The organism is Telluria mixta (assembly GCF_029223865.1).
Taxonomy (GTDB): Bacteria; Pseudomonadota; Gammaproteobacteria; order Burkholderiales; family Burkholderiaceae_D; genus Telluria; species Telluria mixta.
The window spans coordinates 159,217-184,230 of record NZ_CP119520.1 but is presented as its reverse complement, the minus strand read 5'-3'; the positions used below and the strand labels follow the sequence as shown (position 1 = coordinate 184,230).

Below are 25,014 nucleotides of genomic sequence, written 5' to 3'. Positions count from 1 at the left end.
GGCTTGCGCTGGCGGGGCTCTTATTTTGAATACTGGTGGAGGCGGAGGGAATCGAACCCTCGTCCGCAAGCACTCTACAGACAGTTCTACATACTTAGCACTGTCTTTTAATTTAACCTGGCTGACGGGGACGTGCACCCTGCAACCAAGCGAGTTACCTAAAGTTTCGGAAGCAACCAGGTAACCCGGTTGAGTCCTAGCCTCTGTAAATGACTCTACTTGCCTTGCGGCACACCCCAGAGGCGAGGTGGTGTAGAGCTAGCAGCGATTAGGCTGCGAGTGCGTACGAGTTATCGTTTGCAGTTATTGATTTCTGGATGTATTTACGAGGTAACCAGTCCTCGGTATGCCCTGTTCTGCTTTGCAACCCACGTCGAAACCAGGTCGCCCCCAGATAGGAATGCTCATTGTACCGCAATCGGCCAGTGAGCGGAGAGCCCTGAAGCGCCCTCACACCCGATATGGGTGCGAGGTGCGGAGAATCAAGGCCCGGGCGATCAACGACCCTGGTTCTGGTTGGCGATCTGGTTGCCCAGCATGCCGCCGCCGATGATGCCGGCGACCGTTGCCAGCTTGCGGCCGTTGCCGCTGCCGACCTGGTTGCCCAGCAGGCCGCCCACGACGGCGCCCGTGCCGATGGCGACGTAGTTCGGTTGTGCCGGCTGCGGGGCCGGACGCGGTGCCGGTTCACGATACGACGGCGCATCGTTGTGGGCGTAGCTCGTGTGGTGCGTCGTGTGGCGCGGTGCCGGTTTCGCCGGGACTTCCTTGATGATCGTTTCCTTGATCACCGTCGGTGCCGGGGCCGGCTGGGCGCTCGCGACGGCCGGCTGGGCGTAGGCGACCGGTGCCGGTTGTGCATAGGCGCCCTGGACCGGCTGCAGACCTTGCGGTGCCGTTGCATCCGCTGCCATCGGCAGGGCCGGGGCGGCGGCATAGGCCGGGTTCACCTGGGTCGGAGCAGCCTCGGGAGCGCTGTGCGAGCTCGGCAGAAGGCCGGTGATCGCGGCCGTGCCAGCCAGGCTGACGACGATGACGGACACTGCTGCAGCTGCAACCAGCGGGTGGATACGGGAGGTGGCGGTCTTGATCGTTTCCATTTTGTCTGCTCCTGAGACGTTGTTGTCGTATGGCTGTAGATTACCCAGAGGCATCGTGAAGAGATAGACGCATCCCTGTATCAATCGTAAAGATATGTAAATGACGAGCTGACCGAACAGAGACGCGATCTAACGAAGACCACCATGCTGCCGGCATATCTGCAACTAACCGACGAGCGGGGGCGACCAAAAAACAATGCCGCCAGAGTTGGCGGCACGGTCAGGACAGCGCAAGGAACCCGGATCAGGCGGCCGTTTCGGCAGCGCCCGCCAATTCGCGCAGCATCTGCAACAACTGCTGCGGCGTATCCAGCAGATAGTCCGCACCCCACGTCGCCGGATCGATGGAACCGCAATAGCCCCAGTTACAGGCTACGGTGACCATGCCGGCCGCGCGACCCGCTTCGATGTCGCGCTGGTCGTCGCCCACGTACCAGCAGTGGGCCGGGGCGATGTCCAGGCGGCGCGCCGCTTCCAGCAGCGGGGCGGGGTGGGGTTTGGCGTGCGGCGTCGTGTCGCCCGAGATCACGCAGCCGGCGTGCGCCAGGCCGATTTGCGGGACCAGCGGGTCCGTGAAGCGGGCCGGCTTGTTGGTGACGATGCCCCAGGCCATGCCGGCTGCCGCGAGGCCGTCGAGCAGGTCGGGGATGCCGTCGAACAGCGTGCTGTGCACGGCCATATTGGACTGGTAGCGCTCGAACCACTCCACGCGCAGTTCTTCGTAGCCCGCGTCCCCCGGCGCCAGGCCGAAGGCGGCGCCGATCATGCCGCGGGCGCCGGCCGATGCGGTCGGGCGGAGGATGGCATACGGCGTCGGCTCCAGGCCGCGCTCGGTGCGCATCCAGTTGACGGCCGCCGCGAGGTCGGGCGCGGTGTCGGCCAGGGTGCCGTCGAGGTCGAACAGGACGGCGCGCGGCGCGGACAGGGAAGAAGAAAAGGTCATGGGTCGGTACTTAGAGCGGTTTGCTGCAGGCAACCATGTAGTTGACGTCGGTGTCCTGGTTCAGCGAGTAGATCTTGGTCAGCGGGTTGTAGGTCAAGCCTTTCAGCCCGTCGACGATGAGGCCGGCGTCGCGCACGAAGTTCGACAACTCGGCCGGCGTGATGAACTTGGCGTAGTCGTGGGTGCCGCGCGGCAGCATGCGCAGCACGTATTCCGCGCCGACGACGGCGAACAGATACGATTTGACGTTGCGGTTCAGGGTCGAGAAGAACACGCGGCCGCCCGGTTTGACGAGGGTCGCCGCGGCGCGCACGATGGCGGCCGGGTCCGGGACGTGCTCGAGCATCTCCATGCAGGTGACGACGTCGAACTGGCCCGGCTCTTCCGCGGCCATGTCCTCGGCGGCGATCAGTTTATAGCGCACTTCCACGCCCGATTCCAGGCTGTGCAGGTCGGCGACTTTCAATGCCTTTTTCGACAGGTCGATGCCCGTGACCTTGGCGCCCTTGCGCGCCATCGATTCCGACAGGATGCCGCCGCCGCAGCCGATGTCGATGACGTTTTTACCAGCCAGCGGCACGCGCGCGTTGATCCATTCCAGGCGCAACGGGTTGATGTCGTGCAGCGGACGGAATTCGGACGTCGGGTCCCACCAGCGGTGGGCCAGTTCACTGAACTTCTGGATCTCTAAGGGATCGGCGTTTGTCGTCGTAGTCATAGGACGGAATGATAGCGGAAATGGGTAGCGGGTACGGCTGGGATCGTGAAAAAAACCAGGCATAAAAAAACCCCGCCGCAGCGGGGTTGTTCAGGCGTGAGCCGGATTACTGCTTGTTGCTGCGGGTACCGACGACTTCGATTTCCACGCGGCGGTTCTTCGCACGGCCGGCGGCGGTCTTGTTGTCGGCGACCGGCTGCTTCTCGCCTTTGCCTTCGGTGTAGACGCGGTTCGATTCCACGCCCTTGCTCTGCAGATAGGCCTTGACGGCTTCGGCGCGGCGGACGGACAGCTTCTGGTTGTACTCATCGGTGCCGACCGAGTCGGTGTGGCCGACGGCGATGATGACTTCCAGGTTGATGTCTTTCAGCTTGCCGACCAGGTCGTCCAGCGACGCTTTGCCGGCCGGCTTCAGGACGGCCTTGTCGAAGTCGAAGAAGGCGTCAGCCGAGTAGCTCACTTTTTCCGAGGTCGGGACCGGAGCCGGTGCCGGGGCAGGAGCCGGGGCGGCAGGTGCCGGAGCGGCGACCGGCGGCGGCGGCGGCGCGACGCACTTGCCGTTTTCCAGGCGCTCGGGTTCCACGCACAGCGGTGCGTCGCAGCCCGGGACCGCGTCGGCCGGGGTCCAGTAGCCGGTGCGCCAGCACAGGCCGAAAGGATTGCGGGCGATGACACCACGGGCATCCTGCACGTAAGCGCTGTACGGCGTCGGCGCCTTGATATCGGTGGTCAGCGGCGCATACGGAGGCGCACTTTGCGCGGATGCGCTGCCCGCCATCGCGGCCGTAGCTGCGAATACGAGGGTTGCCAATTTATTCATATTTTTTCTTCCTTTCGGTAAAATCTTCTAGCAGCGAAACTGCCTCAGGGCAATAAGACGTGAGCATAATATTAACACTCGAGACAGCACGTCAGTTCCGCATTGTGAAACAAGCAATTAACGTCTCGGCCATTTTGCCACATACGCCACATCCGCACGACCGGCCGGCGACCAATTGCCGTGCATGCTATTTGTCGCGTTGTTTCTGCGCAACAAGGTGTCGGGAGTCGTGCGCAAGCTTGACGAATGTTTATGACAGGCATGTGTCAAAGGGTTAATTGTGCCCGTTTATCATCGCCGGTGCCTGCCGTTGAAATACGTTATGGATAGGGCTGCCGTGGTAAAATCATGGGCTTGAAATATCACTTATCAGCCTGAAGGCGCCGACCCGCACAATGGATCAATTCGCAAAAGAAACAGTTCCAATTTCCCTGGAAGAAGAGATGCGCAAGAGCTACCTCGATTACGCCATGAGCGTGATCGTGGGCCGTGCTCTGCCGGACGTGCGCGACGGCTTGAAGCCCGTGCACCGCCGCGTGCTCTACGCGATGCACGAGATGAACAACGTGTGGAACCGTCCGTACCTGAAGTGCGCGCGCGTGGTCGGCGACACGATGGGTAAATACCACCCGCACGGCGACGCGTCGATCTACGACACCCTGGTCCGCATGGCCCAGGATTTCTCGCTGCGCTACACGCTCGTGGACGGGCAGGGCAACTTCGGTTCGATCGACGGCGACTCCGCCGCGGCAATGCGTTACACCGAGTGCCGCCTGGACAAGATCTCGAACGAGCTGCTGGCCGACATCGACAAGGACACCGTCGACTTCCAGCCGAACTATGACGGCAAGGAAAAAGAACCGACCGTCCTGCCGACGAAGATCCCGAACCTGCTGATCAACGGCTCGTCCGGCATCGCGGTCGGCATGGCGACGAACATCCCGCCGCACAACCTGTCCGAAGTGATCAACGGCGCGATGCACGTGCTGAGGAATCCGGACTGCACGATCGACGAGCTCATCGAGCTGATCCCGGCGCCGGACTTCCCGACGGCCGGCATCATCTACGGCGTCTCGGGCGTGCGCGACGGCTATCGCACGGGCCGCGGCCGCGTCGTGATGCGCGCCAAGACCCACTTCGAGGAATACGGCAAGGACGGCGGCCGCATCGCGATCATCGTCGACGAGCTGCCGTACCAGGTCAACAAGAAATCGCTGCTGGAGCGCATCGCCGAGAACGTGCGCGACAAGAAGCTGGAAGGCATTTCCGACATCCGCGACGAGTCCGACAAATCGGGCATGCGCGTCGTCATCGAGCTCAAGCGCGGTGAAGTGCCGGAAGTCGTGCTCAACAACCTGTACAAGCAGACCCAGCTGCAGGACACGTTCGGCATGAACATGGTGGCCCTCGTCAATGGCCAGCCGAAGCTGCTGAACCTGAAGCAGATGCTGGAGTGCTTCCTGTCGCACCGCCGCGAAGTGGTCACGCGCCGCACCGTGTTCGAGCTGCGCAAGGCACGCGAACGCGGCCACATGCTGGAAGGCCTGGCCGTCGCACTGGCGAACATCGACGACTTCATCGCGATCATCAAGGCCGCGCCGACGCCGCCGGTCGCGAAGACGGAACTGATGGCGCGCGCGTGGGATTCGTCCCTCGTGCGCGAGATGTTGAACCGTACCGAACTCGGCGCCTCTGGCGGCATCGAGGCATTCCGTCCGGAGCACCTGCCGAAGCACTACGGCATGCAGACCGACGGCCTGTATAAACTGTCGGACGAGCAGGCCCAGGAAATCCTGCAGATGCGCCTGCAGCGCCTGACCGGCCTGGAGCAGGACAAGATCGTCAACGAGTACAAGGAAGTGATGCTGCACATCGCCGACCTGCTCGACATCCTGGCCCGCCCGGAGCGCGTCACGAGCATCATTGTCGACGAGATGGCGCAGATCAAATCGGACTACGCGGATAACGGCAAGGACACGCGCCGTTCCGCCATCGAGCACAACGCGTCCGACCTGGAAACGGAAGACCTGATCACGCCGCAGGACATGGTCGTCACGCTGTCGCACACGGGTTACATGAAATCGCAGCCGATTTCCGAGTACCGCGCGCAGAAACGCGGCGGCCGCGGCAAGCAGGCGATGGCGACGAAGGACGAGGACTGGATCGACCAGCTGTTCATCGCGAACACGCACGACTACATGCTGTGCTTCAGTAACCGCGGCCGGATGTACTGGCTGAAGGTGTGGGAAGTGCCGCAGGGTTCGCGCAACTCGCGCGGCAAGCCGATCGTGAACATGTTCCCGCTGCAGGATGGCGAGAAGATCACGGTGATCCTGCCGCTGTCGGGCGAAAACTCGACGTTCCCGGAAGACCATTACGTGTTCATGTCGACGAGCCTCGGCACCGTCAAGAAGACGCCGCTGCGCGACTTCAGCAATCCGCGCAAGGCCGGCATCATCGCGGTCGACCTGGACGAGGGCGACTTCCTGATCGGCGCCGCGCTCACGGACGGCAAGCACGACGTGATGCTGTTCTCGGACGCCGGCAAGGCCGTGCGCTTCGACGAGAACGACGTGCGCCCGATGGGCCGTACGGCACGCGGCGTGCGCGGCATGAACCTGGAAGAGGGCCAGAACGTGATCGCGCTGCTGGTCGCCGAGAACGAGCAGCAGTCCGTGCTGACCGCGACGGAAAACGGCTTCGGCAAGCGCACCCCGATCACGGAGTACACGCGCCACGGCCGCGGCACGAAGGGCATGATCGCGATCCAGACGTCCGAGCGCAACGGTAAAGTTGTTGCCGCGACGCTGGTCGAGGAGACGGACGAGATCATGTTGATCACGACCGGCGGCGTGCTGATCCGCACCCGCGTGGCCGAGATCCGCGAAATGGGCCGCGCCACCCAGGGTGTCACCCTGATCGCGGTGGAAGACGGCACCAAGCTGTCCGGCCTGCAGCGCGTGGTCGAAACCGACCTCGAAGAAACGGAACTGGAGCCGGCACCGGAATAAGCCGGCAAGCCCAGCGAAAAGCCGCCCCGATGCTTGCATCCCGGCGGCTTTTTTACTGGCCAGTGCCCCCAAAACCGTCATTCCCGCGCAGGCGGGAATCCATACTGAGGCGCAGAATTCGGTATTTCGGAAACACTGCTGCGTGATGAATTAATCGACTTCGGACCTTCAGCATGGGTTCCCGCTTTCGCGGGAATGACGGCGGTTGAGGATTTTTTGCAAGTTTCGTGCGAAAATCGAGGAACCCGCATTGTCATGCCGGGATTGCAAGCCTCCGCACCAGCCATCACTCAAGGACATCCGTGAAGAAATCTCTCGCCGCCATCGCCTCCGCCATCGTCGTCACCTGCTCCTCCGCCGCGTTTGCCGCGACGCCGGTGCCGTCCGCCGACCCGGCTGTCGTCGCCGCCACCAAGCAGATGATGGCGTCGATGAAGATCCGCGACGTGATGCTGGCGTCGCTGAAGCAGGCGGACCAGCAGATGCCGGCCCAGATGGCCGCGTCGATGAATGCGATGATCGACAGCGACGCGACCATGAGCGCAGAGAAAAAGGCCGAGGCGCACAAGAAGCTGCAGGAAGCGCTGCCGACGCTGACCGCGCAGATGCATGGCGTATTCAGCGACCCGACCCTCGTCGACGACATGCTGGCCGAGATGGTGCCGCTGTACGCCGAGACCTATACGCTGGACGAGATCCGCCAGCTGTCCAAGTTCTACGCGTCCCCGCTGGGCCAGAAGATGCTGGCGAACATGCCGACGCTGATGACCCGCAGCATGGAGATCAGCAACCGCGTGATGATGCCGCGTGTGCAGAAGATGATGGCGCAGAGCGCGCAAAGCATCGTCGGCAAGTAAGAAGGAGCGACGATGACCCAGGTGTACAACTTCTCCGCCGGCCCCGCCGTCCTGCCCAAGGAAGTGCTGCGCCAGGCCGCCGAGGAAATGCTCGACTGGCACGGCAGCGGCATGTCCGTGATGGAGATGAGCCATCGCGGCCCCGAATTCATTTCGATCGCGAAGCAGGCCGAAGCCGACCTGCGCGAACTGCTGGCGATACCCGACAATTACAAGGTCCTGTTCCTGCAGGGCGGTGGCCTCGGCCAGAACGCGATCATCCCGTTGAACATGGTCGGTCGTAAGCCACAACCGGCGACGATTGATTTCGTCCACACCGGTTCGTGGTCGGGCAAGTCGATCAAGGAAGCGCAGCGTTATGCGAACGTGAACGTGGCTGCGTCGGGCGAGGCGAGCCGCTTCACGACCGTCCCGCCGCAGGAGACGTGGAAGCTGAGCGCGGACGCGGCCTACCTGCACCTCTGCACGAACGAGACCATCGACGGCGTCGAGATCGGCTTTGTGCCGACCGTGCAGGGCGATACCCCGCTCGTCGTCGACATGTCCTCGCACATCCTGTCGCGCCGGATCGACGTGTCGAAATACGGCGTGATCTTCGCCGGTGCGCAAAAGAACATCGGCCCGGCGGGCCTGACGATCACGATCGTGCGCGAGGACCTGCTCGGCCACGCCTTGCCGATCTGCCCCGGCGTGTTCAACTGGCGCGCGGTGGCCGAGGCGGAGTCGATGCTGAACACGCCGCCGACGTATGGCATCTATATCGCGGGCCTCGTGTTCGCGCATCTGAAAAAACAGGGCGGCGTGGCCGAGATGGAGCGCCGCAACATCGAGAAAGCGCGCCTGCTGTACGCGGCGCTGGACGCCGACGACTTCTACCAGAATCGTGTGGCGCCCGAATATCGCTCGCGCATGAACGTACCGTTCTACCTGCGCGATGAATCCTTGAACGAACAATTCCTGGCCGGCGCCAAAGCGCGCGGCCTGCTGCAACTGAAGGGCCACAAGTCCGTCGGCGGTATGCGGGCATCGATCTACAACGCGATGCCGATCGAGGGTGTGCAAGCCCTGGTCGATTATTTGAACGAGTTCGCGGGGCGCTGAGTCGCCGCATCCTCGTCGTTCCCGCGCAGGCGGGAACCCATGCTGAGCGAACCCTTGTCGGCAACGTGGCCATGCCCATGCCGTGACTCCGGATGATCAGCATGGATCCCCGCGTGCGCGGGGATGACGGGCGAACCGAAACCCATGAGCAGACGATGACAGACAAACTCAAACCCCTGCGCGAACAGATCGATGCGATCGACGCGCAAATCCTCGAACTCCTTTCACGCCGCGGCAAGGTCGCGCAGGAAGTCGGCCACGTGAAGGCCGAGACGAATGCCCCCGTGTTCCGCCCCGAGCGCGAAGCGCAGGTGCTGCGCGGCGTCGCCGAGCGCAATCCCGGCCCGCTGAAGAACCAGGACGTGCAGACCATCTTCCGCGAGATCATGTCGTCCTGCCGCGCGCTGGAAAAGCGCGTGACGGTCGCCTTCCTCGGTCCCACCGGCACGTTCAGCGAACAGGCCGTGTTCCAGCAGTTCGGCAGCGCCGTCGAAGGCCTGCCATGCGTGTCGATCGACGAAGTGTTCCGCGCCACCGAGGCCGGCACCGCCGACTACGGCGTCGTCCCGGTCGAGAACTCGTCCGAGGGCGCCATCAACCGCACGCTCGACCTGATGCTCGCGACGACGACCATCATCAGCGGCGAAGTGTCGATCCCCGTGCACCACAGCCTCATGACGAAGACGGGCAGCATGGACGGCGTGAAGGTCGTGTGCGCGCATTCGCAGGCGCTGGCCCAGTGCCAGGTGTGGCTCAACCTGCATCATCCCGGCATCGAGCGCCGCGCCGTCGCGTCGAACGCGGAAGCGGCCGTGCTGGCGAGCCAGGATCCGACCATCGCCGCGATCGCGAGCGAGATGGCGGGCGAGCAGTACAAGCTGGGCGTCGTGCAGGCGCACATCCAGGACGACCCGCACAACCGCACGCGCTTCCTGATCATCGGCAGCCAGGCCACGGGCCCGTCCGGCAAGGACCGCACGTCGATCGTGCTGGCAGTGCCGAACAAGGCCGGCGCCGTCTACAGCCTGCTCGCGCCGCTGGCGAAGCACGGCGTGTCGATGACGCGCTTCGAATCGCGTCCGGCCCGCATCGGCACGTGGGAGTACTACTTCTACGTCGACGTCGAAGGTCACATCGCCGATGCCGCGGTCGGCCGCGCACTCGAAGAACTCAAGGACAACGCCGCCTTCTTCAAGGTATTGGGATCCTATCCCGTCGGCCTCTGAGTCACAGAATCACCCCACTACAGCCAAGAGAATCCCATGTCGCAATTCGGTCCCGATTACGTCCGCGCCATCGCCCCTTACCAGGCCGGCAAACCCATTTCCGAAGTCGCCCGCGAGTTCGGCCTCGATGAAGCCAATATCGTCAAACTGGCGTCCAACGAGAACCCGTTCGGCATCCCCGAATCGGCCAGGGCCGCGATGGCTGCCGCCGCCGCGGAACTCGGCCGCTACCCGGACGCCAACGGCTTCGAGCTGAAGGCCGCGCTGGCCAAGCGCTACGACGTGCCGGCCGACTGGATCACGCTCGGCAACGGCTCCAACGACATCCTCGAGATCGCGGCCCACGCGTTCGTGCAGAAGGGCCAGGCCGTCGTCTACGCGCAGTATTCGTTCGCCGTGTACGCGCTGGCCACGCAGGGCGTCGGCGCGCGCGGCATCGTCGTCCCCGCGAAAAACTACGGCCACGACCTCGATGCGATGGCGGCCGCCATCGATGCGGATACGCGTCTCGTCTACATCGCCAACCCGAACAACCCGACCGGCACGTTCATCTCCGCACCCGAGATCGAGGCATTCCTCGCCAAGGTGCCGGCATCGGTCGTCGTTGTGCTGGACGAGGCCTATAACGAATACCTCGAGCAGAAGGACCAGTTCGAATCGACGCAGTGGGTGCGCAAATACCCGAACCTGATCGTCTCGCGCACGTTCTCGAAAGCGTACGGCCTCGCAGGCCTGCGCGTCGGCTTCGCCATCGCCCAGCCGGCCGTGACGGACCTGATGAACCGCATCCGCCAGCCGTTCAACGTGAATTCGCTCGCGCAGGCCGCCGCCATCGCCGCGTTGAATGATAAAGAATTCCTGCAGAAGGGTGCCGAGAACAACCGCGCCGGCTACCGGCAGCTGACCGCCGCGTTCGAGGAGCTCGGCCTGGAATATGTCCCGTCCTACGGCAACTTCGTGCTCGTGAAAGTGGGCGAGGACGAGGGCGCCGGCGCGCGCGTGAACCTGGCGCTGCTGAAGCAGGGCGTGATCGTGCGTCCGGTCGGCGCGTACGGCCTGCCGCAGTGGCTGCGCATCTCGATCGGCCTGCCAGAAGAGAATGCGCGCTTCGTGGAAGCATTAAAGAAGGCGCTCGGCTGATGTTCTCTAAAGTCGTCATCGTCGGCGTCGGCCTGATCGGCGGCTCGTTCGCGCTGGGGCTGAAGGCGGCCGGCGCCGCGGGCCACATCGTGGGTCTGGGACGCTCCGCGCAGGCGCTGGCGCGTGCGCGCGAACTCGGCATCATCGACGAAGCCGCGTCCTCGCCGGAAGTGGCGCTGCGCGGTGCGGACCTCGTGCTGCTGGCGGCGCCCGTCGCGCAGACGGGGACTATCCTCGCGTCGCTGCTGCCGTACCTGGAGCCGCAGACGATCGTCACGGACGCGGGCAGCACCAAGTCCGACGTCGTGGCGGCGGCGCGTGCCGCGCTGGGCGACAGGATCGCCCAGTTCGTGCCGGGGCACCCGATCGCGGGCCGCGAATCGAACGGCCCGGATGCGGCGATCCCCGACCTGTACCGCGGCAAGAAGACCGTGCTCGCACCGCTGCCGGAAAATGCGCCGGAGGCCATCGACAAAGTGGCCGCCGCGTGGCGCACGTGCGGCGCCATCATCCACATGCTCACGCCGCAGGAACACGACAAGGTGTTCGCCGCGGTCAGCCACCTGCCGCACCTCCTCGCGTACGCGCTCGTCGACGACATCGCCAACAAGCCGCACGCGGACCTGCTGTTCCAGTACGCCGCCAGCGGCTTCCGCGACTTCACCCGCATCGCGGGCTCGTCTCCGGAAATGTGGCGCGACATCAGCCTCGCGAACCGCGACGCGCTGCTCGGCGAACTGGACGCCTATCTCGCTCAATTGACTCACCTTCGCGCGCGGCTCGCCGCCAGTGACGGACCCGCGCTGGAGGCGACCTACGCCAACGCCCAGCGCGCCCGCCGCGCGTGGACCGAAGCGATCGAAGCCGCGGAAAAACCGCCGGCACCCGATCAGGAATCTGGAAAATGACACAAGCTAAAATCTATCCCCAGCACATCGACCTCGAACCCGTGATGCGCGTACAGGGCACCGTACGCCTGCCGGGGTCGAAGAGTATCTCCAACCGCACCTTGCTGCTGGCCGCGCTGTCCGAAGGCACGACGACCATCCACGACCTGCTCGCGTCGGACGACACGTCCGTCATGCTGGACGCCCTGAAAAAGCTGGGCATCCGGTGGGAAGAAGTCGACGAGCGCACGCACGTCGTGCACGGCGCCGGCGGCAAGCTGCCCGTTGCGCAGGCCGACCTGTTCATGGGGAATGCGGGCACCGCGATCCGTCCGCTGACGGCGGCGCTGGCCGTGATCGGCGGCGATTACACCTTGCACGGCGTCGAGCGCATGCACGAGCGTCCGATCGGCGACCTGGTCGACGCGCTGAATGCCGTCGGCGCGAGCATCGAATACACGGGCAATCCGGGCTATCCGCCGCTGCACATCCGTGCAGGCAAGGTGCAGCCGGACCGCATCGCCGTGCGTGGCAACGTGTCGAGCCAGTTCCTGACTGCGCTCCTGATGGCCGCGCCGCTGATGGCGGTCGCGAAGCCGGTGACGATCGAGGTCGTGGGCGAACTGATTTCGAAGCCGTACATCGAGATCACCCTGAACCTGATGCGCCGCTTCGGCGTGACGGTCGGCCAGGACGGCTGGGCGTCGTTCACCGTGCAGCCGGGCCAGACGTATCGCAGCCCGGGCAGCATCCACGTCGAAGGCGATGCGTCGTCGGCGTCGTACTTCCTGGCCGCGGGCGCCATCGCGGGCGGTCCGGTGCGCGTGGAAGGCGTGGGCAAGGATTCGATCCAGGGCGACGTGCGCTTCGCCGACGCGCTGGAGCAGATGGGCGCGACGATCACGAAGGGCGACAACTGGATCGAGGCGAAGTCCAACGGCGTCCTGAAAGCGATCGACGCCGATTTCAACCACATCCCGGACGCCGCGATGACGATCGCCGTCGCCGCGCTGTACGCGGACGGCACGAGTACGCTGCGCAACATCGCCAGCTGGCGCGTGAAGGAAACCGACCGCCTGGCCGCGATGGCGACGGAGCTGCGCAAGGTCGGTGCGACGGTGGAAGAGGGCCCGGACTACATCCGCGTCACGCCGCCCGACACGCTGTCGCATGCGACGATCGACACCTATGACGACCACCGGATGGCGATGTGCTTCTCGCTGGCGTCGCTGGATGGCGCGGCGCGGCGCGGCAACGCGATGCGCATCAACGATCCGAAGTGTGTGGCCAAGACGTTCCCGGATTACTTCGAAACGTTTTCCGGAATCGCACAAGACACATTATCCTGATGGGATAACTGGTAACCACATACAAGTACATGCCGAACTCGAATATTCCCGTCATTACGATTGACGGCCCGACCGCCTCGGGCAAGGGCACGGTGGCCCACAAGGTCGCCGACCGCCTGGGCTTCCACCTGCTGGATTCCGGCGCCCTGTACCGCCTGACCGCGCTGTCCGCGCTGCGCCGCGGTACCGACCTGCGCGACGAGCACGCGCTCGCCAAGGTCGCCGAACACCTGCCCGTCCGCTTCAACGGCGGCCACATCTACCTGGGCACGGAAGAGGTGAGCAACGCCATCCGCCAGGAAGAAGTCGGCAATACGGCATCGAAGATCGCCGCGCTGCCGGCCGTGCGCCAGGCGTTATATGGCTTGCAACTGAGCTTCCGCGAGACGCCGGGCCTCGTTGCGGATGGCCGCGACATGGGCACCGTGATCTTTCCTGGTGCCCAGTTGAAGGTGTTCCTGACAGCAAGTGTTGAGGCACGTGCGCAACGCCGGTATAAGCAATTGATTGACAAAGGATTTTCTGCTAATATGGACGATCTGCTGGCGGATTTGCAGGCCCGCGACGCGCGCGATACCCAGCGCGCCGTGGCCCCGTTGGTGCCGGCGGAAGGGGCGCATATCCTCGATACCTCGCAGATGACGGCGGACGACGCCGTCGAACAGGTACTTGCCTGGTACGCGCACCCCTAACAAGAATTCATCCCTGAAGTGGTAGGGACTGCCGTTAAAGCGGCGTTTTATGGTGCCCGGGGTGTCCCGGGTGTGGTTCAACTTGACCCAGTTCAGATCGCATATAGCCGATCTGCTGGCTAACATCTCAAAACTTATGGCTACTGCAGCAAATCAAGATACCGGTATGGAAAGCTTCGCAGCACTCTTCGAAGAGTCGCTGGCGCGTCAAGACATGCGTTCGGGCGAAGTCATCTCCGCCGAAGTCGTGCGTCTGGATCACAACTTCGTGATCGTCAACGCCGGCCTGAAATCGGAAGCTTTCATCCCCATCGAAGAATTCAAGAATGACCAGGGCGAACTGGAAGTCAACGTGGGTGACTTCGTTTCCGTGGCCATCGAATCGCTGGAAAATGGTTTCGGCGATACCATCCTGTCGCGCGACAAGGCCAAGCGTCTGGCTTCGTGGCTGGCTCTGGAAAAAGCAATGGAATCGGGCGAGATCGTCACCGGTACCGTGAACGGCAAAGTCAAAGGCGGCCTGACCGTCCTGACCAACGGCATCCGCGCATTCCTGCCGGGTTCGCTGGTCGACACCCGTCCGGTCAAGGACACGACCCCGTTCGAAGGCAAGACCCTGGAATTCAAGGTCATCAAGCTGGACCGCAAGCGTAACAACGTCGTGCTGTCGCGTCGCGCCGTCATCGAAGCATCGATGGGCGAAGAGCGTGCGAAGCTGATGGAAACGCTGAAGGAAGGCACCGTCGTCACCGGCGTCGTCAAGAACATCACCGACTACGGTGCGTTCGTCGACCTGGGCGGCATCGACGGCCTGCTGCACATCACCGACCTGGCATGGCGCCGTGTGCGTCACCCGTCGGAAGTCCTGTCGGTTGGTCAAGAGATCACCGCTAAGGTCCTCAAGTACGATCAGGAAAAGAACCGCGTCTCGCTGGGCGTCAAGCAACTGGGCGACGATCCGTGGACCGGCCTGTCGCGTCGCTACCCGCAAGGCACCCGCCTGTTCGGCAAGGTCACGAACCTGACCGACTACGGTGCGTTCGTGGAAGTCGAGCAGGGCATCGAAGGTCTGGTGCACGTCTCGGAAATGGACTGGACCAACAAGAACGTGGCGCCGAACAAAGTTGTCCAGCTGGGCGACGAAGTCGAAGTCATGGTCCTGGAAATCGACGAAGAGCGTCGTCGTATCTCGCTGGGCATGAAGCAGTGCAAGGCGAATCCGTGGGACGACTTCGGCATGACCCACAAGAAGGGCGACAAGGTCAAAGGTCTGATCAAGTCGATCACCGACTTCGGCGTGTTCATCGGCCTGCCGGGCAACATCGACGGTCTGGTGCACCTGTCCGACCTGTCGTGGACGGAAGCCGGCGAAGAAGCCGTCCGCCGCTTCAAGAAGGGCGACGAGCTGGAAGCCGTCGTTCTGGCGATCGATGTCGAGCGCGAGCGTGTCTCGCTGGGCGTCAAGCAGCTGGAAGGCGACCCGTTCAACAACTTCGCTTCGCTGAACGACAAGGGCACCCTGGTCACCGGCACCGTGAAGTCGGTTGAGCCGAAAGGCGCCGTGATCGCGCTGAACGAAGAAGTCGAAGGCTACCTGCGCGCTTCGGAAATCGCCCGCGACCGCGTGGAAGATGCCGGCACCCACCTGAAAGTGGGCGACAAGGTCGAAGCCCTGGTCATCAACATCGACCGCAAGGCACGCAGCATCCAGCTGTCGATCAAGGCCAAGGACAACGCTGAAACCCAGGAAGCCATGCAGAAGCTGGCTTCGGACAACAGCGCAGCAACCGGCACCACGTCGCTGGGCGCCCTGCTGAAGGCCAAGTTCGACAATAAAGGCTAATCACCGAGAGTGAGCAGATGACCAAGTCCGAGCTGATCAACCGCCTGGCCGAGCGCTATTCTCAGCTGGTGGCAAAAGATGCCGAGTTCGCCGTCAAGACGATCCTCGATGCGATGACCAACGCTCTCTCGAGCGGCCAGCGCATCGAGATCCGTGGGTTCGGCAGCTTTGCCCTGAACAGCCGGCCGCCCCGTATCGGCCGCAACCCGAAGTCCGGCGACAAGGTGATGGTGCCCGAAAAACGGGTGCCCCACTTCAAACCGGGCAAGCAGTTGCGCGAGCGGGTGGATGCGATGGTCGGCCAACCGATCATCGAAGACTGACTCGTCTGCGACAGACTCACAAAACGGCGTCCTTCGGGGCGCCGTTTTTTTTTTGCAGCCGGGCACCCATGGGAATAGAATGACCCTGCCTTCTCCCATCCGTTGCGCGGACCCCGGTGATGAAACAGAAAGAACTACGGCTGGCAATCGTATTCTTCGGCGGCGTGTCGCTGGCCGTCTACCAGCATGGGATCAACCGCGAAATCCTCAACCTCGTGCGCGCGTCGAAGCATTACCACCGGCACGACGGTTCCGCCTCCATGCACGACCACTATCCCGACGAGCCGCAGCATTCGACGGGAGACATTTACTATCGATTCCTTGAAGCGGTCGGCGAGCAATTCGATTTGCAGGTGATCGTCGACGTGGTGTCCGGCGCTTCGGCCGGCGCGATGAATGGCGTCGCATTGAGCCGCGCGCTCGCGCACGATCTGAGCCTGGCGCCGTTGACGGACATGTGGCTGGCCGACGCGGATATCGGACAACTGCTGCACGCCGATGCCAGGGCGAAGCGTTGGAGCAAGTGGTTTTTCTGGCCCTTTGTCCGACCGTTGCTGTCCCGCCTGAAACACGAAGGCCTCATCATCGGCCCGATCGATCGCGAAATGCAGGAAAGAGCGTCGATGTTCCTTCGCTCGCGGTGGTTCAAGCCGCCGCTCGACGGCCGCCGGCTCGCCACCCTGATCCTCGACGGCCTCACGTCGATGGAACGCCCCGGTACAGCCGGCGAGTCGCTGCTGCCGCCCGGCACGCGGCTGGACCTGCTGGTCACGGCGACGGATTTCCGCGGCCTCGACCGCTCGATCTTCATCCATGATCCGCCTGTGCTCACCGAGCGCGAGCACCGACGTCCGTTCCACTTCCAGCTCTATCATGAGAAAAGCGGGCACCTGCGCAGCGACTTCGATCTCGACAGCGTGCCGTCGCTCGCGTTCGCCGCTCGCGCATCCGCGTCGTATCCCGGGGCGTTTCCGCCGGCGCGGATCGGGGAAGTGGACGACCTGCTGGCGGCGCGCCATCGGCCATGGCCCACGCGTGCGCAATTCATCCAACACAATTTTGGCGGATATCGCGATCAGCGCAAGGAACCCGAGGATGCCGTGCTGGTCGATGGCAGCATCCTCGACAACAAGCCGATCAAGGCCACGCTGGACGCGATCCGCACGCACAGCGCGTTCCGCGAGGTCGACCGCCGCCTGATCTTCGTCGATCCGCACTCCCAGCTCGACAAGCCGCCGCCGGGAACGGAGATGCCGGGCTTCTTTGCGACGTTGCGCGGGGCCTTGTCCGACCTGCCGCGCACGGATCCCACCTACAAGGAGCTGGCGGACGTCGGGCGCTACAACAAGCAGGTGCGGCGCCTGAAGCAGGCGATTGCCTACGCCCGGCCGCAGGTCGCGAAACTGGTCGACGAGGTCACCGAAGGCAGGTCCAGGGGCAGGTTTACCGTCAACGACCTCCGGCATTGGCGCCTCAGCTCGACCAATGCGCTGGCCGGCACGCCGATCGTCTACGATTCGTTCATCCGGACGCTGGTGCTGGAGGCGCTGGATTTCGTCGCCGAACTGATCGCCGGCGCATGCGGCTTTTCCCGGGAATCGACCGCGTCGCACCGCGTGCAGGAGGCGATCGAACTGTGGGCCGCGCGCCATGCCATCCTCCTCACCGACTCCTACTTTGCGGCGGAAAACGCCTATGAAAACGTCGACATGCCCGCGTTCGCCAAGATGACGATCGACTTCGGCGTCGTGTACAAGAAACGCCGCCTGAATTTCGTACTGCACGAGATCAGCGATCTATACGATGCCAGCGAGCTCCACGCGGCGGCCGCGGAAGACCTCGATCTCATCAAGATCCAGGTCCACAAGCTTATCGATGCCCTGGCGATGTACGACACTGCCGATTTCCTCAGCGAGCGCGCGATTGCCACGTGCCGCACGCTGTTCGCGCCCGTGACGGCGCAGCGGATGGACGTCGAGCAGTTCGTCGCCGACCGGGATGCGGAGCTGACCGGACTGGTCCGGCGACTGGGTATCGAATGCGACCTCGCGGGCAAGAACGACGACGCCGATACGCTATTGTCGTCGGGGCTCGTGCAGAATCTCGAACCGCGCTACCGCACGGCGATCCTCACCGGCTACCTCGGCTATTTTTACTGGGACGTCATCCTGCACCCGGCCGTCACCGCGCTGGCGTTGGAAACCGGACCGATCGAAGAAATCCTCGTCGACCGCATCAGCCCGGACGACGCGCCCAGCCTGGCCCCACCCGGCAACCCGCGTGTCCTGCTGGGCGGGACCTTCGCCGGCTTCGGCGGCTTTCTCAATCGGGCGACGCGGGAAAACGACTATCTGTGGGGCCGGCTGCATGCGGTCGACCGCCTGTTCGACATCCTGTCCAGTACATTGCCGAACCCGATCCGCGCCACCATCGATCTGCATGCGTTGAAGAAGGCGGGATTCGAATGCGTGATGGAGGAGGAGGCGCAGCGGCTGCACCTCGTGCCGGACCTGGTGTCCCGGCTGCGCGCCGCGATCGCCGCCTTTTGACGCCGGAATTGGCAAAGATGTAACGACGCATTGCAGGGCCGATGCCGTTCGGGCAACCCACGTATAATCACGCCGCAAGCGCACAACGGCCGGGTCAGCCGTCCTAGGAATATCGTTTCAAATATGCGACACTGCGCATTTGCCGTCTTTTCATTCGGGACCTGCTGATGAAACTCGTCTCCACCATCGTCGGATGCCTGCTGTTCGTCCTGTTCTTCAGTTTCGCCCTGAAGAACACGCACCAGGTCGACCTGCATTTCTTCCTGAATTACGAGGTGCGGGGACCGCTGGTGCTGATGCTGCTCGCGTTTTTCATCGCCGGCGCCTTCCTCGGCATCCTTGCCGTGACGCCGACCGTGTTCCGGCACCGGCGCGAAAGCTCGCAGCACAAGCACACGATCCAGGCCCTGCAGAGCGCGGCCGGTACCGCCGCCAATGCGCCGCAGCCGGACAGCGTCGCGCCGCGCGCCTGAACGTTATTCAGTAATCAATAAGAACAACATATGGAATTTGAAATCTGGTGGCTGCTCGGCATCCCCGTCTTTTTTGCCCTCGGCTGGATCGCCGCCCGCGTCGACATCAAGCAACTGGTCTCCGAATCGCGCAGCCTCCCGCGCGGCTATTTCAAGGGCCTGAATTTCCTCCTCAACGAACAGCCGGACAAGGCCATCGACGCCTTCATCGAGATCGTCAAGCTCGATCCCGAAACGGCCGACATGCACTTCGCCCTGGGTAACCTGTTCCGCCGCCGCGGCGAGACGGAGCGCGCGATCCGCGTTCACCAGAACCTCCTGTCGCGTCCCGACCTGCCGATCGAGCAGCAGGTGCACGCGCAGTACGAACTCGGGATGGACTACCTGAAGGCGGGCCTGCTGGACCGCGCCGAAGAGACGTTCAACCTGCTCGTCGACACGCAGTACGGCGTGCAGGCCCGCCGCGCGCTGCTCGAGATCTTCCAGCGCGAAAAGGAATGGCGCCGCGCGATCGCCGCCGCCGAAGGCCTGATGGAATCCGGCGCCGGCGCGTATCACAAGGAAATCGCCCAGTTCTATTGCGAGCTGGCGCAGGACGCCCTCGTGCACATGCATTCGGACGAAGCGAAGGCGCTGCTGGACAAGGCCCTGCAGACCGACCGCAAGAGCGTGCGCGCGACGATGCTGTGCGGCGACGCCCTCAAGGCCGAAGGCGACATCGAAGGCGCGCTGAAGACGTGGCGCCGCGTGGAGCAGCAAAGCGTGCCGCACGCGGCCCTCGTCGCCACGCGCCTGATGGATGGCTACCGCGCCGTCGGCCGCCCGCAGGAAGGCGTCAACCTGCTGCGCTCCTACCTCGAAGAAGCGTCGTCGATTGACCTGATCGAGGTCGTCTTCAAGGCCGTCATTGAACTCAACGGCGTGGACGCTGCCAAACAGCTGGTGGTGGAAGAGCTGCGCCGCAATCCGACCCTGCTCGGTCTCGACAAGCTGCTGGAAGCGCGCCTGATGGATGCGCCGGCGAACGTGTGGGAAGAGCTGTCGATGGTGAAGAACCTGGTGCACGGGTACACGCAGAAGCTGGCGCGCTACCAGTGCAGCCATTGTGGTTTCAAGGCGCGCCAGTATTACTGGCAATGCCCGGGGTGCAGCAAGTGGGAGACCTACCCGCCGCGCCGCACCGAAGAACTGAACGTGATGAACTAAGCTAAAGCGAACCATGAAGATTACGATTATCGGCACCGGCTACGTCGGCCTCGTGACCGGCGCCTGCCTGGCGGAACTCGGCAACGACGTCTTTTGCCTCGACGTCGACCAACGCAAGATCGACCTGCTGAACAACGGCGGCATCCCGATCCACGAACCGGGCCTGGAAGAAGTCGTCGCGCGCAACCGCGCGGCCGGCCGCCTGCAGTTCTCGACCGACGTCGCCGCCAGCGTCGCGCATGGCCAGCTCCAGTTCATCGCCGTCGGCACGCCGCCGGACGAAGACGGTTCCGCCGACCTCCAGTACGTGCTGGCCGCCGCGCGCAACATCGGCCGTCACATGGATGGCTACAAGGTCATCGTCGACAAGTCCACGGTGCCCGTCGGCACCGCCGACCGCGTCGCCGCGGCGCTGCGCGAAGAGCTGCGTCATCGCGGCGAGGAAAGCATGGAATTCGCCGTCGTCTCGAACCCGGAATTCCTGAAGGAAGGCGCAGCCGTCGAAGACTTCATGCGTCCGGACCGCATCGTCATCGGCCACGACGACAGCCCCGCGGGCCAGCGCGCGCGCGACGTCATGAAGCTGCTGTACGCGCCGTTCAACCGCAACCACGAGCGCGTCTACTGGATGGACGTGCGCTCGGCCGAGTTCACGAAGTACGCGGCCAACGCGATGCTCGCGACCCGCATCTCGTTCATGAACGAACTGGCGAATCTCGCCGACCAGGTGGGCGCCGACATCGAAGCCGTCCGCCACGGCATCGGCTCCGACCCGCGCATCGGCCACAGCTTCCTGTACGCGGGCGCCGGCTACGGCGGCTCGTGCTTCCCGAAGGACGTGCAGGCGCTCGAGCGCACCGCGCGCCAGTACGACCAGGAACTGCTGATCCTGCGCGCCGTGGAAGCCGTCAACGACCGCCAGAAGCAGGTGCTGGGCCGCAAGGTCGTGCAGCGCTTCGGCGAAGACCTGACGGGCATGACCTTCGCCGTCTGGGGCCTCGCGTTCAAGCCGAACACGGACGACATGCGCGAAGCACCGTCGCGCGTGCTGCTGAAGGAGCTGATCGAGCGTGGCGCCAGCGTCGCCGTGCACGACCCGGTCGCGATGGAAGAAGCGCAGCGCGTGCTGGCGCTCGACCTTTCCGACGCCCAGCTGGCCCGCGTGGCCTTCAGGAAGACGCCGATGGAAGCGCTGGACGGCGCCGAGGCGCTCGTCATCGTCACGGAGTGGAAGGCATTCCGCAGCCCGGACTTCGAGCAGATCAAGGCGCGCCTGAAGCACCCGGTGATCATCGACGGCCGCAACCTGTTCGAGCCCCCGCTGATGACGGGCCTTGGCATCGAATACCACGGCATCGGCCGTTCCGTCCTGACGGGCAAGTGAGGCGAGCATGACCGGAACTATCCCGAGCCGCCTGCTGCCGACCGACAGCTACCGCCAGGCCGAAGCGCCGCCACTGGAAAGCGTGCGCCTGCTCGTCGTGGGCGACGTCATGCTCGACCGTTACTGGTTCGGCGACGTCTCGCGCATTTCTCCGGAAGCGCCGGTGCCCGTCGTGCGCATCGAGCGCCGCGAAGAGCGCCTGGGCGGCGCCGCCAACGTGGCGCGCAACGCCGCGGCACTGGGCACGCACTGCGGCCTGCTGGGCGTCGTCGGCGCCGACGAGGCGGGCGACCACGTCGAACGCATCCTGCGCGAATCGAGCATTCACAGCTACCTCAAGCGCGACGAGGCGATCTCCACGATCATCAAGCTGCGCGTGATCGGCCGCCAGCAGCAGATGGTCCGCATCGACTTCGAGGACGCGCCGACCGAGACAATCCTGCGCGACAAGCTCACGCAATTCAAGGCGCTGCTGCCGGACTACGACGTGATCATCCTGTCCGACTACAACAAGGGCAGCCTCGTGAACGTGGCCGAGATGATCCGCGCCGCGCGCGCCGCCGGCAAGACCGTCATGGTCGACCCCAAGGGCGACGATTTCACGCCGTACGCGGGCGCCACGATGCTCACGCCGAACAAGTCGGAACTCAAGCGCATCGTCGGCAGCTGGAAGACGGAAGAGCAGTTGACGGAAAAGGCCCAGAAGCTGCGCACGGACCTCGGCCTGGAAGCGCTGCTGCTCACGCGTTCGGAGGAGGGCATGAGCCTGTACACGGCCAATGAGGTCGTGCACGTGCACGCGGACGCGCGCGAGGTGTTCGACGTCTCCGGCGCCGGCGACACCGTCATCGCGACGATGGCCGCCATGCTGGGTGCCGGCGTATCGCTGCCGGAAGCGCTGGCGACGGCGAACCGCGCGGGCGGCATCGTCGTCGGCAAGCTGGGTACGGCGACGGTCACCCGCGACGAGCTGTTCGCGCAGCGGCGCAAGGATGACGGCCACGCGTAATTGCGTCGTCGCAAACCGCGCCGTCAACCCACCGTCGTATTGATCCGTTATGGCAACAGGCGGCCACCTCCCGGCCGCCACCACGATAACGGAGAACACGAGATGATCAAGAAGCTGATGCTTGCAGTCGCCACGCTGGTGGCGTCGATGGGCTTTGCATTCGCCCAGGTGGACGTCAACAAGGCCGATGCCGCCGCGCTGGATTCGGTCAAGGGCGTTGGTCCGGCCATGTCGAAGGCAATCATCGACGAGCGCAGCAAGGCCGGTCCGTTCAAGGACTGGGCCGACTTCCAGAAGCGTGTGAAGGGCGTGGCCGACAAGCGCGCGGCCCAGCTGTCGAAGGCGGGCCTGCAGGTGGATGGCAAATCGAAGGACGGCGCGCCGATGACGGCAACGGCAGCCGCCAAGGCCGACGCGAAGGCCGATGCAGCGGCCAAGCCCGCCAAAGCGGGCGCCAAGCCGGCCGATGCGAAGGCCAAGCCGGAAGCCGCCAAACCGGCCGCCTGATTCGCCGCACGCCGGATTCGCCGGCCGCCCCATCGGAACCCCGCCGCGCGCGGGGTTTTTCTTTGGCGCGGGGCCGCTCTCTGACCCGGTCCCGTACGTGCCGCCCCGTCTCGGATTAGAATGTCGGTTTCGCGTTCGCAAAAGAGTAGGCAATGGCATACAAGACCATCGAAGACACGATCGGCAATACCCCGCTGGTGCAGCTGGTGCGCATCCCCGGGCCGGAAGCGGCGGCCCGCAACAACATCATTCTCGGCAAGCTGGAAGGCAACAACCCGGCGGGTTCCGTGAAGGACCGGGCGGCGATGTCGATGCTGCGCGGGGCCGAGGCGCGCGGCCAGATCAAGCCCGGCGACACGCTGATCGAAGCGACGAGCGGCAACACGGGCATCGCGCTGTCGATGGCGGCCGCGATCCGCGGCTACAAGATGGTGCTGGTCATGCCCGATAACCTCTCCATCGAGCGCCGCCAGAGCATGGCCGCATACGGCGCCCAGATCATCCTGACGCCGAAGACGGGCGGGATGGAATACGCGCGCGACCTGGCCGAGCAGATGCAGAAGGACGGCCAGGGCATCATCCTCGACCAGTTCGGCAACCAGGACAACCCGCGCGCCCACTACGAGACGACGGGCCCGGAAATCTGGCGCGATACGGAAGGCCGCGTCACCCACTTCGTCAGTGCGATGGGCACGACCGGCACCATCATGGGCGTGTCGCGCTACCTGAAGGAACAGAACGAGGCGGTGCGCATCATCGGCGCGCAGCCGGAGGAAGGTTCGTCGATCCCCGGCATCCGCAAATGGCCGGAAGCCTATCTGCCGAAGATCTTCGATAAATCGCGCATCGACCAGGTCGAGAGCGTGACCCAGGCCGCTGCGGAACAGATGGCACGCCGCCTGGCGGCCGAAGAGGGTATTTTCTGCGGTATTTCCGCGGCCGGCGCCTGCGAAATCGCGTTGCGTATCTCGCAGACGGTGGAAAATGCGACGATCGTGTTCATCGTCTGCGACCGCGGTGATCGTTATCTGTCGACGGGTGTGTTCCCCGCCTGATTGTCTTGCTTGTCCGGCGCGGGTGCTCGGCGCTGGGACATCCCCATCCCGCATGCGCTGCGGGGAAAACTACGTCTGATCCGGCTATCCGATCGTTCGGGAGGCCGGCAGTGTCGGGCGGGGCGGCGGCGTCAATGGCCGCCGTCCGGTCCGGTGCGTGCCATTATTACTCGGCGCCGCCTGCGGTGTTGTCCTTGTCCTTCGGCTTGAACTGCTTGTCGCTGATGCGGAACTTGGCACGGCGGTCGCCCATCAGGTAACGCAGGTCGCGGATCGACAGATCGGAGACTTCGTGCATGCGGATCAGCAGCGAAGCGCCGACCGGCAGGCGGTGGTGGCGGATCTTCGAGATCACCGGCGGCGCGACTTCCAGAGCGCGCGACAGGGCCGCATCGTTCTTCAGGCGCAGGTTCTCGATCAGGGTGTCGAGCAGGCGATTCGGGTTGTATTGCAGCAGTTCGTCATTTTCCGAATCGCTGTTCATATCGATACCGACTTGGTTCGTCATGATTCACTATTCCTATGAGGGTTTGTCAGAGCTCGCGGCGGAACTTCCACTCCTGTAAGGATATGAAAGTTTCTACTAAATTATACAACTAATTTCCAATTTAGTACTTAAGAGCAATAAAGATCAGTGGCTTTCGTTGAGTTCGTTGTCTCATCGCAACAATAGCCGCAATGCAATTCTCTCACAAACTCACTGAGAACATAATTGTTTTTTATTTAAACTTAAGTGTAGAGCAATTAACGATGCGCCGCCGCACGTTTAGGAATTGAGTGGCGGAATGACAACTTGAGAGGGGGTATCGGGGAGGATGCCA

General features: G+C 63.9%; 22 protein-coding genes and 1 other RNA gene. 17 read left to right on the top strand and 6 right to left on the bottom strand.

All coding sequences use genetic code 11. The annotated features are described in order from the left end of the window. Positions 1-33: 33 nt before the first annotated feature. The 5 genes from ssrA to ompA all read right to left on the bottom strand — a co-directional run bounded on the left by ssrA (position 34) and on the right by ompA (position 3,581). Positions 34-392: a transfer-messenger RNA gene (ssrA, locus tag P0M04_RS00810) on the bottom strand. Between the two features lie 105 nt (positions 393-497). Beyond that, on the bottom strand, positions 498-1,100 hold the full coding sequence (locus P0M04_RS00805; RefSeq protein ID WP_281042283.1) for a glycine zipper 2TM domain-containing protein: 603 nt from the start codon (positions 1,098-1,100) through the stop codon (positions 498-500). Between the two features lie 244 nt (positions 1,101-1,344). After that, the gene (locus P0M04_RS00800) at positions 1,345-2,043 is read right to left on the bottom strand and encodes an HAD family hydrolase (RefSeq protein WP_259452378.1); all 699 of its coding nucleotides are present in this window, start codon (positions 2,041-2,043) and stop codon (positions 1,345-1,347) included. A gap of 10 nt (positions 2,044-2,053) precedes the next feature. Next, the gene (gene ubiG, locus P0M04_RS00795) at positions 2,054-2,761 is read right to left on the bottom strand and encodes a bifunctional 2-polyprenyl-6-hydroxyphenol methylase/3-demethylubiquinol 3-O-methyltransferase UbiG (RefSeq protein ID WP_259452379.1); all 708 of its coding nucleotides are present in this window, start codon (positions 2,759-2,761) and stop codon (positions 2,054-2,056) included. Between the two features lie 106 nt (positions 2,762-2,867). Then, positions 2,868-3,581: an outer membrane protein OmpA gene (ompA, locus tag P0M04_RS00790; RefSeq protein WP_281042281.1), complete on the bottom strand. Its 714-nt coding sequence runs from the start codon at positions 3,579-3,581 to the stop codon at positions 2,868-2,870. Positions 3,582-3,976: 395 nt separating this feature from the next. Here ompA and gyrA point away from each other — a divergent pair, with 395 nt between their 5' ends. The 17 genes from gyrA to cysM all read left to right on the top strand — a co-directional run bounded on the left by gyrA (position 3,977) and on the right by cysM (position 24,193). Then, positions 3,977-6,592 carry a DNA gyrase subunit A gene (gyrA, locus tag P0M04_RS00785; protein WP_259452380.1) on the top strand — a complete coding sequence of 872 codons (2,616 nt, stop codon included), beginning with the start codon at positions 3,977-3,979 and terminating at the stop codon, positions 6,590-6,592. Between the two features lie 302 nt (positions 6,593-6,894). Then, on the top strand, positions 6,895-7,449 hold the full coding sequence (locus P0M04_RS00780; protein ID WP_259452381.1) for a DUF2059 domain-containing protein: 555 nt from the start codon (positions 6,895-6,897) through the stop codon (positions 7,447-7,449). A 12-nt stretch (positions 7,450-7,461) separates the two neighbouring features. Continuing rightward, positions 7,462-8,550 carry a 3-phosphoserine/phosphohydroxythreonine transaminase gene (serC, locus tag P0M04_RS00775; protein WP_259452382.1) on the top strand — a complete coding sequence of 363 codons (1,089 nt, stop codon included), beginning with the start codon at positions 7,462-7,464 and terminating at the stop codon, positions 8,548-8,550. A gap of 155 nt (positions 8,551-8,705) precedes the next feature. Further along, the gene (gene pheA / locus P0M04_RS00770; protein WP_259452383.1) at positions 8,706-9,776 is read left to right on the top strand and encodes a prephenate dehydratase; all 1,071 of its coding nucleotides are present in this window, start codon (positions 8,706-8,708) and stop codon (positions 9,774-9,776) included. A gap of 36 nt (positions 9,777-9,812) precedes the next feature. After that, positions 9,813-10,916, top strand: coding sequence for a histidinol-phosphate transaminase (gene hisC, locus P0M04_RS00765; RefSeq protein ID WP_259452384.1), 1,104 nt, complete (start codon positions 9,813-9,815; stop codon positions 10,914-10,916). Continuing rightward, on the top strand, positions 10,916-11,824 hold the full coding sequence (locus tag P0M04_RS00760; RefSeq protein ID WP_259452385.1) for a prephenate dehydrogenase: 909 nt from the start codon (positions 10,916-10,918) through the stop codon (positions 11,822-11,824). Before hisC ends, P0M04_RS00760 begins: the two co-directional genes overlap by 1 nt. Further along, positions 11,821-13,152, top strand: a complete 1,332-nt coding sequence (gene aroA / locus P0M04_RS00755; RefSeq protein ID WP_259452386.1) for a 3-phosphoshikimate 1-carboxyvinyltransferase — start codon at positions 11,821-11,823, stop codon at positions 13,150-13,152. The genes P0M04_RS00760 and aroA overlap by 4 nt, the downstream gene beginning before the upstream one ends. Positions 13,153-13,181: 29 nt before the next feature. Beyond that, positions 13,182-13,844, top strand: a complete 663-nt coding sequence (gene cmk, locus P0M04_RS00750) for a (d)CMP kinase (protein ID WP_259452387.1) — start codon at positions 13,182-13,184, stop codon at positions 13,842-13,844. Between the two features lie 166 nt (positions 13,845-14,010). Next, positions 14,011-15,687 (top strand): 30S ribosomal protein S1, encoded by a 1,677-nt coding sequence (gene rpsA / locus P0M04_RS00745; RefSeq protein ID WP_281042278.1) that lies wholly within the window; start codon positions 14,011-14,013, stop codon positions 15,685-15,687. Between the two features lie 17 nt (positions 15,688-15,704). Further along, complete coding sequence (locus P0M04_RS00740) at positions 15,705-16,010, top strand: integration host factor subunit beta (RefSeq protein ID WP_075795246.1); 306 nt, start codon at positions 15,705-15,707, stop codon at positions 16,008-16,010. Between the two features lie 119 nt (positions 16,011-16,129). Beyond that, the gene (locus tag P0M04_RS00735; protein WP_259452389.1) at positions 16,130-18,559 is read left to right on the top strand and encodes a patatin-like protein; all 2,430 of its coding nucleotides are present in this window, start codon (positions 16,130-16,132) and stop codon (positions 18,557-18,559) included. Positions 18,560-18,726: 167 nt separating this feature from the next. After that, positions 18,727-19,032, top strand: coding sequence for a LapA family protein (locus P0M04_RS00730; protein ID WP_056129565.1), 306 nt, complete (start codon positions 18,727-18,729; stop codon positions 19,030-19,032). A 30-nt stretch (positions 19,033-19,062) separates the two neighbouring features. After that, positions 19,063-20,238 carry a lipopolysaccharide assembly protein LapB gene (lapB, locus tag P0M04_RS00725; protein WP_259452390.1) on the top strand — a complete coding sequence of 392 codons (1,176 nt, stop codon included), beginning with the start codon at positions 19,063-19,065 and terminating at the stop codon, positions 20,236-20,238. Between the two features lie 13 nt (positions 20,239-20,251). Next, the gene (locus P0M04_RS00720) at positions 20,252-21,622 is read left to right on the top strand and encodes a UDP-glucose dehydrogenase family protein (protein ID WP_259452391.1); all 1,371 of its coding nucleotides are present in this window, start codon (positions 20,252-20,254) and stop codon (positions 21,620-21,622) included. Positions 21,623-21,629: 7 nt separating this feature from the next. After that, positions 21,630-22,631: a D-glycero-beta-D-manno-heptose-7-phosphate kinase gene (gene rfaE1 / locus P0M04_RS00715; protein WP_259452392.1), complete on the top strand. Its 1,002-nt coding sequence runs from the start codon at positions 21,630-21,632 to the stop codon at positions 22,629-22,631. 102 nt (positions 22,632-22,733) lie between these two features. After that, positions 22,734-23,138, top strand: coding sequence for a ComEA family DNA-binding protein (locus P0M04_RS00710; RefSeq protein ID WP_259452393.1), 405 nt, complete (start codon positions 22,734-22,736; stop codon positions 23,136-23,138). A 152-nt stretch (positions 23,139-23,290) separates the two neighbouring features. Further along, complete coding sequence (gene cysM, locus P0M04_RS00705; protein WP_258850391.1) at positions 23,291-24,193, top strand: cysteine synthase CysM; 903 nt, start codon at positions 23,291-23,293, stop codon at positions 24,191-24,193. A gap of 166 nt (positions 24,194-24,359) precedes the next feature. Here cysM and P0M04_RS00700 read toward each other — a convergent pair whose 3' ends face one another. Continuing rightward, positions 24,360-24,701 carry a hypothetical protein gene (locus P0M04_RS00700; protein WP_259452394.1) on the bottom strand — a complete coding sequence of 114 codons (342 nt, stop codon included), beginning with the start codon at positions 24,699-24,701 and terminating at the stop codon, positions 24,360-24,362. Positions 24,702-25,014: the final 313 nt, after the last annotated feature.